The sequence below is a fragment of the Vibrio genomosp. F10 str. 9ZD137 genome (assembly GCF_049974785.1).
GTDB lineage: Bacteria > Pseudomonadota > Gammaproteobacteria > Enterobacterales > Vibrionaceae > Vibrio.
On record NZ_JBNGCJ010000340.1, the window covers coordinates 1 to 11,416 of the forward strand.

10 protein-coding genes are annotated in these 11,416 nt (G+C 43.4%); 7 read left to right on the forward strand and 3 right to left on the reverse strand.

Features of this window, described 5'->3' with window-relative positions; translation table 11 throughout:
- The 3 genes from nqrF to nqrM all read left to right on the forward strand — a co-directional run.
- Window positions 1-1,010: NADH:ubiquinone reductase (Na(+)-transporting) subunit F (gene nqrF / locus ACP45E_RS07190; RefSeq protein WP_069584842.1), on the forward strand; the 1,010-nt coding region annotated here is incomplete at its 5' end.
- A 168-nt stretch (window positions 1,011-1,178) separates the two neighbouring features.
- The gene (locus ACP45E_RS07195) at window positions 1,179-2,186 is read left to right on the forward strand and encodes an FAD:protein FMN transferase (RefSeq protein WP_017038004.1); all 1,008 of its coding nucleotides are present in this window, start codon (window positions 1,179-1,181) and stop codon (window positions 2,184-2,186) included.
- 46 nt (window positions 2,187-2,232) lie between these two features.
- Window positions 2,233-2,466: a (Na+)-NQR maturation NqrM gene (gene nqrM / locus ACP45E_RS07200; protein WP_017035039.1), complete on the forward strand. Its 234-nt coding sequence runs from the start codon at window positions 2,233-2,235 to the stop codon at window positions 2,464-2,466.
- Between the two features lie 123 nt (window positions 2,467-2,589).
- Here nqrM and ACP45E_RS07205 read toward each other — a convergent pair whose 3' ends face one another.
- Window positions 2,590-3,807, reverse strand: coding sequence for a response regulator (locus ACP45E_RS07205; RefSeq protein WP_017038003.1), 1,218 nt, complete (start codon window positions 3,805-3,807; stop codon window positions 2,590-2,592).
- Window positions 3,808-4,047: 240 nt separating this feature from the next.
- Between ACP45E_RS07205 and dinB the strand changes: the two genes are divergently transcribed.
- The gene (dinB, locus tag ACP45E_RS07210) at window positions 4,048-5,112 is read left to right on the forward strand and encodes a DNA polymerase IV (RefSeq protein ID WP_017038002.1); all 1,065 of its coding nucleotides are present in this window, start codon (window positions 4,048-4,050) and stop codon (window positions 5,110-5,112) included.
- Here dinB and ACP45E_RS07215 read toward each other — a convergent pair.
- Window positions 5,099-7,015 carry a RecQ family ATP-dependent DNA helicase gene (locus ACP45E_RS07215; RefSeq protein WP_017038001.1) on the reverse strand — a complete coding sequence of 639 codons (1,917 nt, stop codon included), beginning with the start codon at window positions 7,013-7,015 and terminating at the stop codon, window positions 5,099-5,101. The two genes, dinB and ACP45E_RS07215, sit on opposite strands and share 14 nt — an antisense overlap.
- 84 nt (window positions 7,016-7,099) lie before the next feature.
- On the opposite strand from ACP45E_RS07215, the gene ACP45E_RS07220 reads away from it, so the two are divergent.
- The 3 genes from ACP45E_RS07220 to ACP45E_RS07230 all read left to right on the forward strand — a co-directional run bounded on the left by ACP45E_RS07220 (window position 7,100) and on the right by ACP45E_RS07230 (window position 10,197).
- A complete protein-coding gene (locus ACP45E_RS07220) occupies window positions 7,100-7,579 on the forward strand; it encodes a GreA/GreB family elongation factor (protein WP_017038000.1) in 480 nt (159 codons plus the stop codon).
- A 54-nt stretch (window positions 7,580-7,633) separates the two neighbouring features.
- On the forward strand, window positions 7,634-8,404 hold the full coding sequence (locus tag ACP45E_RS07225) for a YggN family protein (protein WP_069584843.1): 771 nt from the start codon (window positions 7,634-7,636) through the stop codon (window positions 8,402-8,404).
- Window positions 8,405-8,835: 431 nt separating this feature from the next.
- Window positions 8,836-10,197, forward strand: coding sequence for a sodium-dependent transporter (locus ACP45E_RS07230; protein WP_017035045.1), 1,362 nt, complete (start codon window positions 8,836-8,838; stop codon window positions 10,195-10,197).
- Window positions 10,198-10,306: 109 nt separating this feature from the next.
- On the opposite strand, the gene pepD is transcribed toward ACP45E_RS07230, so the two are convergent.
- A partial coding sequence (gene pepD / locus ACP45E_RS07235) for a beta-Ala-His dipeptidase (RefSeq protein WP_069584845.1) occupies window positions 10,307-11,416 on the reverse strand: 1,110 nt, incomplete at its 5' end.

The window sequence follows — 11,416 nt, forward strand, 5'->3', positions numbered from 1 at the left end:
GTGGCTCTTGTGGCCAGTGTCGCGTTAAAGTGAAATCTGGTGGTGGTGATATTTTGCCAACAGAACTTGATCACATCTCTAAAGGTGAAGCCCGTGAAGGCGAGCGTTTAGCGTGTCAGGTTGCTGTTAAAGCAGACATGGACATAGAGCTACCGGAAGAAATCTTCGGTGTTAAAAAGTGGGAATGTGAAGTTCTTTCTAATGATAACGAAGCAACTTTCATCAAAGAGCTAGTGCTGAAAATCCCAGAAGGGGAAGAAGTACCGTTCCGTGCTGGTGGTTATATTCAGATTGAAGCTGAACCGCACCACATTAAATATGCAGATTTCGATATTCCAGAAGAGTATCGTGGTGACTGGGACAAATTTAATCTGTTCCGTTACGAGTCTATCGTTAATGAGCATTCAATCCGTGCATACTCTATGGCTTCATACCCAGAAGAGAAAGGCTTGATTAAGCTAAATGTACGTATTGCAACGCCGCCACCGAATAACCCAGACGTAAAACCAGGTGTGATGTCATCATACATTTGGTCACTTAAATCGGGTGATAAGTGTACTATTTCAGGTCCGTTTGGTGAGTTCTTCGCTAAAGATACCGACAATGAAATGGTCTTTATTGGTGGTGGTGCTGGTATGGCGCCAATGCGTTCACATATCTTCGATCAATTGCTGCGCTTAAGCTCTAAGCGTAAAATGAGCTACTGGTATGGTGCTCGTTCTAAGCGTGAAATGTTCTACATAGAAGATTTCGACAAGCTGCAAGAAGAGAATGATAACTTCGTCTGGCACTGTGCTCTTTCTGATCCACTTCCAGAAGATAATTGGGATGGGTACACAGGCTTTATTCATAACGTAATTTATGAAAACTACCTGAAAGACCACGAAGCTCCAGAAGACTGTGAGTACTACATGTGTGGTCCGCCAATGATGAACGCTGCTGTTATCGGTATGCTTAAAGATCTTGGTGTGGAGGATGAAAACATCCTTCTTGATGACTTTGGTGGTTAATCTGCCGTAAGTTATTCAATAATGGCTGACTCTTTGAGTCGGCCATTATTTTTAGACCTAAAGAGTTTTATTTTGAGTTTTTAGAGAAAAGCACATGAAAGCATCGAGAGTAACGTTTGCTTTTTTCTATTCACTTTTCGCACTATTTTTATAAACAGGAGTAAACAGGTGAAATATTGGCTTGTTGCGTTAACTTCTTTAGTTGTTCTTTCTGGCTGTGGTAAACCGGCCGAACAGATCCACATCAGTGGCCCAACAATGGGAACCACATACAACATAAAATACATCAGCTCAGATGAAATACTGAGCTCCTCTGAGATCCAGGTTGAGGTTGATCGCTTACTCGAAGAGGTCAATGATCAAATGTCGACGTACCGAAAGGATTCAGAATTAAGTCGCTTCAACCAGTATCAAGGCAATGAACCTTTTACAGTCTCGTCTGAAACAGCGACAGTGGTGAGAGAAGCAATACGCCTTAATCACTTTACTCAAGGTGCGCTTGACGTCACTGTGGGCCCGCTGGTCAACTTATGGGGCTTTGGTCCAGAAGCGCGTCGTGAAGTTGTCCCAACCGACGAAGAACTGACCGTTCGTAAATCAATGACAGGGGTTGAACACCTCAGTGCGACTGAAACATCATTAACGAAAACACTGCCATCTCTTTATGTTGATCTCTCAACGATAGCAAAAGGGTGGGGGGTAGATGTTGTAGCCAATTACATTGAATCCATTGGTGTTAATAACTATATGGTGGAAGTTGGCGGTGAAATGCGTTTAAAAGGCCACAATAGAGAAGGTGTGCGCTGGCGTATTGCGATTGAAAAACCAAACGTAGAAGAGCGTGCTGTTCAGCTGGTTGTTGAACCAGGAGACATGGCTATCGCGACTTCCGGTGATTACCGAAATTACTTTGAACGTGATGGGGTTCGATATTCACACATTATCAATCCTAAAACGGGTAAGCCGATTGATAATAAAGTGGTGTCTGTGACCGTTATCGATGCTTCCTCAATGACTGCAGATGGTCTTGCAACTGGCTTAATGGTGCTAGGAGAGACCATTGGTATGTCGCTCGCTGAGGAGAATGATATTCCGGTTTATATGATTGTTAAAACACCATCGGGTTTTGAAGAGTTTACTTCATCGGCATTTCAGTCATACTTAAAGCACAATTAAGCGTAAGTAAACCCATAATTAAATTAACTACAGTGAGCAAGTGACAATGAGTACATTTCTAGTGACCTTTGCCGTATTTTTAGCGGTTATCACAGCAATGGCTGTTGGGTACATCTTCCAACGCAAAGTCGTCAAGGGAAGCTGTGGCGGCCTTGATGCGATGGGTATCGATAAAGTCTGTAGCTGCCCAGAACCGTGTGATGCGAGAAAGAAGCGAGAGGAAAAAGCGGCGATTAGAGCTGAGAAGCTGGCTGCTTGGGAAAAAAACCGCATCGCTTAATTCATCTATGCAGGTTCAAAGACAAAAATAAAAACCAAGCCCACGTAAGTGGGCTTAATTTATTGGGTAGTACCTGGCATCTACTCACGATCGATATCAAATCTCGACCTATATTACTAGCGACTAGCTCTGCGAAACGATCTGGTTTCGACCTGCATTCTTAGCCATATACAATCTGTCGTCTGCGAGCTTTATCTGTTCATTTAGGCTCCCTTTGATGTTAGAAACGCCAATACTCACTGTGATGGAAATATCATGATCCTCGTGGGAAATGGCCGTCGTTTCGATTCGTTGTCGCATATGTTCTAAACGTGATAAGAATTCATCACTAGGAGCATTGGATTGAATGCAGAATTCTTCACCGCCAAACCGTACAACAATATCAGTTGAAAAGTAGATCTTTAATATGTGAGCAAGTGTCACTAGCGCAGCATCTCCACCATCGTGACCGTAATTGTCGTTCACCTTTTTAAAAAAATCGATGTCGAGCATGGCAATATTTTGATGGACCACTTTGTTATCCAGATGATGGAACAAATAGCGTCGATTCCAAAGCCCGGTTAGAGAATCTTGATTGGCCATTCTATACAGTTTGCTGTTGGCTTCTTTCATGTCAAGGACCTGATGAACCCGGCAGAAAAACTCTTCTTGATTGAAAGGTTTGGTAAGGAAATCATTGGCCCCCGCTTTGAGGTAACGAGCAGTCATCGTTCTATCATCGCTTCCTGATATGCCTAGTATAGCCAATTGGTTTTTATCGTAGTGAATTCGAATATCTCGGATCATGGTAATGCCGTCTTTGACAGGCATATCATGGTCGGTAATGATCAACGTGATTTCAGGGTCCGTTTCCAAGATCTCGATGGCTTGCTGACCGTCTTGTGCTTGAACAACGTGGATGTATTGGTGTTCCAGTAACTGACAAATATGTTTACGCACCACCTTAGAGTCATCAACAACTAACGCTTTGTGCATTTTGTTGTTGGTCAATCGGTTGACCAGTGGCAGTAAATAAGAAACCGAGGCCATGCTGTCTTTTAAAATATAGTCCAGCACCCCTTTAGCGAGAACACTTTCACGAATTTCCTCTTGAAACATAGCGGTTAAAACAATCACTTTGTAGTTCTGTTCTAAGACAATATCAATGATTTCCCCGTCTTCCCCATCAGGAAGACAATAATCGAGTACCGCGCAGAGAAAATCATGCCCTTCCCCCAATAGTTTTAGAGCGTCTGCTATAGATTCAGCTGAATAAACGTCGTAGCCTGCTTCGCTAAGAAGAGAATGCAGATAGTTGCGAAAAGCGCGGCTGTCCTCGACCACTAATATTTTGCTTCCCAATGAACACTCCTTTTTTGACATCTATTTAATAATAAGCGAACAATTGAAAGTCGTCTGAAAATTTTACCGTTAGTGACTATTTTTGCCGTAAATGCCTGCTTTTGAACCTAGCGACTAACAGGTAAATAAATTATACTGTTTTTATAAACAGTTGTTTTGGTTGTGTATACAGCCCACTATTTTGGCCGATTTTTAGGAGGAAAAGAAGGCATAAATAAGGGATGCCGATAAGGAGGCGATGTGGACAAAGAAAGCAGGAAAATCATTCACGTCGACATGGACTGCTTTTACGCTGCTGTTGAGATGCGAGACAATCCTCATTATCGAGGGCGACCTTTAGCTGTTGGCGGCAAAGAGAAGCAACGCGGGGTACTAAGTACCTGTAATTATGAAGCCAGAGCATTTGGTATCCACAGCGCCATGCCAACGGGAAGAGCATTAAAACTGTGCCCGGAATTACTCGTTGTCCCAGGACGAATGCAGGTATACAAAGAAGTGTCTGATCAAATTCGACATATTTTCTCGCGATATACCGAGTTAATTGAACCGTTATCACTCGACGAAGCCTATTTGGATGTTTCGCGCAGCGTACATTGTCATGGTTCAGCGACGCTCATTGCGGAAGCGATAAGACGAGATATTTGGAACGAGCTACATCTAACAGCGTCCGCTGGGGTAGCGCCCATCAAGTTTTTAGCAAAAGTCGCCTCTGATATAAATAAGCCTAATGGACAGTACGTGATACCTCCGGAAAAAGTACAAGAAGTGATCGATGGTTTGCCCCTTGGTAAGCTCCCCGGTGTTGGTAAGGTGAGTTTGGAAAAGCTGAACAAGGCCGGGTTATTCTACTGCCAAGACATAAGAGAATGTGATTATCGTTCGCTGCTGTCTCAGTTTGGTCGCTTAGGCGCATCATTGTGGAAGCGAAGTCAAGGCATTGATAATCGAGAGATCATTGTAGAGCGAGAAAGAAAAAGCGTCGGGGTAGAGAGGACATTCAGTCGTAATATCCACTCTTATGAAGAGTGTTGGGAAGTCATAGAAAACCGGTTGTTTCCAGAGTTAGAGTTGCGCCTTGAAAAAGCACGCCCAAGTAAACTGATTATAAAGCAAGGGATCAAATTGAAGTTTGCTGACTTTCAACAGACGACCATTGAGCACACTCACCATCAATTAGAGCTTAATGACTTTAAGGGATTACTCAGAGACATTATGAAACGTCAACAAGGCCGTGAAATTCGTCTTCTTGGCTTAAGTGTTCTCCTGAAGCCAGAAATAGAGACGAAACAACTTAGCTTTTTCTAGCCGCTTGAACACAGATTAATACCTGACTAAATGATGAATTCTCTAACTTGCCAAAGCCTGCCATTTTCTTGGCTTTCAATTTAGTAGACAGTGGCGTAGTAATGCCACACAGCATTCGTGTTAAGGCTTCATTACTTAGCGTTTTTTGACTTGCCTGAGTAAATTCGTTTAGCCACTCAGACAATAAATTAGGATCGATTTCATCCGGTTTTTTGTGTGGCAAAATAGCCGTTTCACCTTGGCATACTGAGCAATGCCCACAGTTTTTAGGCGCATTGTGATCTGAAAAATACAGCGCTAAACGTTGGCTTAAGCAAGTATCAGATTCGAAAAAATCAATCATTTCAGCTAATCGATTCGTTTCCGCATTTTCTTTATTTTTGAATAGGTGATTCAGTTTGTCGACGAGTTGCTCTTGCGGGCATGAGGTGTCGTTAACCTGATAAACATCGGTAATTTGCTTACTTTCTAGTTCAATCCAACCCTGTTCATGGAAGTAATCGATGGCACTAATGACACGTTGTCGTTCGGCACTGTACACTTGCCACAGCGCATCAAAATCGATTTGGCACCAGGTTCTTGCCTTTGGTGAGCACGCAAAAATGGTCTCGACAAATTGACGGCGTTCTCCTTCAAATCTTTGCAATATTTTATCTTTAGTTGCAATGAATTTAAAACGATAGTCAGAAAAATAACTGTATTTAGGGGCAAGCACTCCCTCCAGTTCTAAATAAACGAGCAGTGTTTTTAAAGGCAATTGCCGTATATTTGAATCACGTGAAAAGCGAGTCAGTTGTGTTTCCCACTGTGGTGCGTTTTTATAGATTTCATCAACGACATATTCTATCGAATCTCGATCTGGGGTATCACCATAAACGAAGTTTTGCAGTGTGTTGAGGCCATCTTTATTGCCAAGCAGCAAACACTCAGATGGTTGACCATCTCGACCGGCACGGCCTATTTCCTGCGCATAGTTTTCAATGGACTTGGGAAGGTCAAAGTGAATGACTCGGCGAATGTCTGATTTATCCACACCCATTCCAAAAGCAATGGTTGCGACAATGCAATGGACTTCACCAGACATAAACTGCTGCTGAATATACTCACGCTTTTCACTCTCTAGCCCTGCATGGTAAGCCAAAGCTGAAATACCCGTTTGCTGCAATTGCTGAGCAAGGTACTCGGCACTGTATTGAAGCGTGACATAAACAATGGTCGGAGAAACTGGAGCGGCTTGAATGATCGTATTGAGCCGAGTGAGCTTGTCGTGTTGCTCACAGGGTAGAATGTTTAAATTGAGATTATTTCGGTAGAACCCAGTAATGATTGTATTGTCTTGAGAGATCCCAAATTTACGTTGCATATCTTTCACAACATCCGTGGTGGCAGTTGCCGTTAGCAACAGGGTTTGTGGAATATTGAGCGCGGTCTGATAATGAGGAATCTTTAGATAGTCAGGTCGAAAATTATGTCCCCATTCGGAAATACAGTGCGCTTCATCAATGACGAGCAACGAGATAGGAACTTGAGAGATAAACTGACGAAAACGTTCGTTTTTGAGGCGTTCTACTGAAATCATCAGTATCTTCAGCTTCCCACTACGTGCATCCGTCATCACTTGCTGAGTCTGCTGCTTGTCTTGGCTAGAATCGATCGAAGCCGCAGCAATGCCATGGCGGTGGAGAAAGCTGAGCTGATCTTTCATCAAGGCGAGGAGCGGAGATATCACCAGAGTCAGGTGCGGCAGGTGCAGGGCGGGTAGTTGGTAACATAGAGATTTCCCCGCGCCTGTAGGAAAAATAGCAGCACATGATTGTCCTGAAAGTACGGCATCAATCACCAACTTCTGACCGCTTCTTAATGTATCAAACCCAAATGTTTGTTTTAATGACTGCTCAATCATGTCTTACCCTAACTCCTATAAAAGCTTGCGCTCGATTCTACCTGATTCTATTCTGTTGCTCCTTGCTAAATTGATTGTTTCGGTATGAACAAATTAGAGCTAAAACAAATAATCCTCATTTCACTCAATGAAAAGTGGGAAATCGCTAAATCGGCGACTCAGCGTGCGATTGATGCCGCGACGGACGAAGAAACAGTCCCAGAGCATAAATATGACACACTCGCGTTAGAGGCTTCTTATTTGGCCCATGGACAGGCGCTGCGGGTTCAAGAGTGTGAAAAAGAGATACAACAGTTTGAATCCATGGTCTTTCATGATTTAAAAGATGAGAAGGTCGCTTTAGGTTCGTATGTCACCTTGTTATACGATGATGACAAGACCAAGCATTTGTTTATGGGGCCGTGTTCTGGTGGTGTGACGGTGAACTGGCAAGATCGCATAGTGTCGGTCATTACGCCTCTCGCCCCATTAGGCAAAGCGATGTTGGGGAAAAATCTGGGTGAGGAAGTGGAACTCAAGGTCGGCGATTCAGTCTATAATTATGAGATTATTGATATTCATTAGACATTGATATTAAGAGTTTCAACGTTTGAAGAATAGGTATAAATGGATAACAGGATGAATAATAAAATGAAAAAAGGTCTACTGTTTCTTTCCTTGTTGATGAGTCAGGCAGTGATGGGCCAAGCTGCGTGGGCTGGGCAATGTAAGGTGAGTTTGAATAATGAAATCCATTTAAACGATGCTCAGTTTGAAGTTGTGAAAGAGAATGGCGATAGTGCTGTTGTTGATGAAAACAATGATTTATTCATTCTAGGAGAGAAAGTCACTCTTAACCCTGAACAGCAGGCCGCCTTGAAAAAGTACCGTGAAGAGATCAGCGGTTACCTACCTAAAGCAAAACAAGTCGCCAGTGATAGCGTGGCGTTAGTGAATGATATTGTTGATGATATTGCCGAAAGTATGGATACCCCTGAAGCGTTCGAAGAGGTAAAAGCCTCGGTTAGTGCGTTTTTAGCCGACGTTGAAGCTCGTTACTATAAAGATGGAGATTTAGTGTTACCAGCGGATAGCTTTGACTCGATGACGCAGTCGTGGAGTGACGATTTTGAAAAGGCAAAAGAGATCTTCAATCAAGAATTTATCTCAAGCGCGTTTAATGCAATGAGCGAGAAGATGAAACAAGAGGGTGGGCTTAATCTCACCGAGCTTGCTGACAGTATTGCCGAGCTTAAAATCAAAGTAGAACAGCGATTAAAAGAGCACAATCAAGAGGTGCAAAAGCAGACGGAAGAGCTTTGTGAATCGTTGGATTATATGGCAGGGCAGGAACAACAATTGCACCTGAAGATTCCTGAACTAAAAGATTATCAAGTCTTCACTATTTAAATGAGAGACTCTATTTAGTTGAGTATTGAGTTTCATTGATTGAATGACTATGGAAAAGCGCCTATTCGAATAGGCGCTTTTTTATTTAACGAGCGGACTTATTTAAAAGACAGAGTACTTAACGAACGAATTGCTCAAAGAACGGATTGCTTAACGGACTGAGTGTTTCTACACAAAGAAATAATTCATGTTTATTCGTACCAGCACTAGTTTCAGCCCCAACACTAATTTCAGCATCAGCGCTAACATCGGATTATCGGCTATTTTGGCCTTTTAATGGCGCCTCCCACTGCTGTACGTCTATTTTTACAGTTTGAATAACTGAAAGTGGACGTATTTTCGTATGATTATTGCCCCGTGGCATTGTTTTGTTATCTATTTATCAATATCGTACTAGCACACTAGTTTAATGATGCATTGGTAGAGGTTTTATGTCTGGGCAAAGTTCGTCACAACGAGAGCATTTTAGTTCTCGAATTGGATTCATTCTCGCGGCCGCAGGTGCTGCTGTTGGGCTTGGTAATATTTGGGGTTTCCCAACTCAAGTGGCGAGTAATGGTGGCGGAGCCTTCTTACTGGTTTATTTATTGATGATTTTGGTTGTCGCTTTTCCAATGCTCGTAGTAGAACTGGCGATTGGTCGAGCGGGACAAGCTAACCCTGTTGACAGTATGCGTTCACTGACGGATAACTCATTGGCCAAGAAGCTCGGAAGTAGTATTGGTTGGTTGGGATTAACCGTGCCGTGTGCGGTACTTGCTTTCTATAGTGTGGTCGGCGGTTGGCTAATCAGTTTTCTTATTGGTGCCATCACTGATCTATTGGGAATGGAAGCTGCGACGGCTTGGTTCAAAGGGTTTAGCGTTGAACGAAATCTCTTTGGCACTCTTGTTTTTTATGTGTTGACGATTTTGATTGTTCAAGGTGGTGTAAAGCAGGGCATTGAAAAGTGGTCTCGACGTTTAATGCCTGCATTGCTGGTTCTTTTTGCACTTTTGTTTGTCTACATCATGATGCAATCAGGAGCAATTGAAGGCTTGAAGCACTACTTGGTTCCTGACTTTGAAAAAGTCTTAGATCGAAAACTGATTCTAGCGGCAATGGGGCAGGGCTTCTTTTCTTTAACCATTGGTGGTTGTTCAATGCTGATTTATGGCTCGTATTTAAGTAAGAAAGAGAACTTACCTAAAATGGCCATGAATGTAACCTTGGTTGATACTGGGGTCGCCTTTATTGCCGGATTAGTGGTGATGCCAGCGATGTTTGTCGCAATGCAGAAAGGCGTGCAGATTTACGCTGAAGATGGTTCATTGCTTAACTCGGACACGCTTGTTTTTACCGTACTTCCACTGATGTTTGATAGCTTAGGTTTATTGGGCCAATTATTTGCTGTTGTCTTCTTCTTACTACTCACTATTGCCGCGCTCACTTCTTCTATCTCTATGCTGGAGTGCCCAGTTGCTTTGGTGGGAGAGCGTTTCAAAACCTCTCGCGCGCCAACGAGCTGGGTACTTGGTGGACTTATTGCTCTTGTGAGTGTGATTATTGTCTATAATTTCGCCGAACTGTTTGGGTTGGTGGCAATGGTCGCAACGCAATATCTACAACCTTTTGCTGCTTTATTGTTCTGTCTATTTGGTGGTTGGGTATGGAGTCGAAATGGAAAAATCAAAGAGATTGAGCAAGGTTGCCCTGAATTTACACAAGGTTGGTTTGGAAAACTGTGGCCCGCTTATATCAAGTTTGTTTGTCCAGTGTTAGTGGCTACCGTTATTTGGGCTTCTTTTGGCTAATGTGTTGAAGGATTTGAGCCCATAGACGACTTAAGGTCACCGAGCCTAAACATAAAAAAGCCGAGTCATCTGATTCGGCTTTTTATTTCAGGTAAGGCAGTGGAACTGATTACGATTTTTCTGGGATAGCTTCCAATAGCGCGACCATTTGCTGCCAATAGAGAGCAACCGTATCAATTTTTACTTTCTCATCGGGAGAGTGAGGGAATTTGATCGTTGGACCAAAAGAGACCATATCCATCTCTGGGTAAGGTTCTTTAAATAACCCACATTCTAAACCGGCGTGAATAACCATAATATTGGGCTTATGGCCGTAGATACCTTCGTACATATCTCTGAAAATGACCATGATTTCTGAGTCTGCGTCTGGCTTCCAGCCTGGGTATGCGCCAGAAAATGCCATGTTTGCACCTGCCAACTCCGCAACAGACGCCAGCATTCCTTCAACTTGGGTTCGGCCAGAATCAATCAAAGAGCGAACCAAACATAACACCGTGATAGTGCTCTCTTCGGTGGTGACTACGCCAACGTTGAGTGAGGTTTCAACCACTCCGTCAATGTCATCACTCAGACGGATCACGCCGTTAGGGCACGCATTGAGCGCAGCAATGAAACGTTGTTGATCGGCCGTCGCGATGACTTGCTCAGTTGAAGAGTAAGCTTCGTTGATTGAAGTGATGTCCGTTTCAACGTTGCCAAGTTCGTCTTTTAGCATGGAAGTGTAGAAACTGAATAGCTCGTCTAGCTTTGTTTGGTTTTCCGCCGGGATCGCTACGATGATGCTTGCTTCACGAGGGATGGCATTACGTAGGCTACCACCTGCAAAGTTGATGAGACGTAGGTCCAGTTCTTGAGCATGCCCGGCAAGAAAACGAGCAATGAGTTTATTGGCATTGCCACGGCCAGTATGAATATCGCAGCCGGAGTGACCACCCTTTAGGCCTTTTAACGTCAATTTATGAGTAACATATCCGGTTGGGATTGCTTCGCGCTGAATATTAAACGTCATTGAACCGTCAATACCTCCAGCACACCCCATGTAGACCTCGCCTTCCTGTTCTGAATCGGTGTTGAGAAGAATGTCACCTTCTAACCAGCCCGCCTCTAAACCAAATGCACCCGTCATTCCGGCTTCTTCATCGATCGTCAGTAAAACCTCTAGTGGGCCGTGTTTAAGCTCGCTTGAAGCTAGAACCGCCAGACACGATGCCATACCAAT

Coding starts and splice junctions, on each gene's coding strand:
- nqrM (WP_017035039.1), top strand. CDS start 2,233: ATGAGTACATTTCTAGTGACCTTTGCCGTATTTTTAGCGGTTATCACA.
- ACP45E_RS07215 (WP_017038001.1), bottom strand. CDS start 7,015: ATGATTGAGCAGTCATTAAAACAAACATTTGGGTTTGATACATTAAGA.
- ACP45E_RS07220 (WP_017038000.1), top strand. CDS start 7,100: ATGAACAAATTAGAGCTAAAACAAATAATCCTCATTTCACTCAATGAA.
- ACP45E_RS07225 (WP_069584843.1), top strand. CDS start 7,634: ATGAATAATAAAATGAAAAAAGGTCTACTGTTTCTTTCCTTGTTGATG.
- ACP45E_RS07230 (WP_017035045.1), top strand. CDS start 8,836: ATGTCTGGGCAAAGTTCGTCACAACGAGAGCATTTTAGTTCTCGAATT.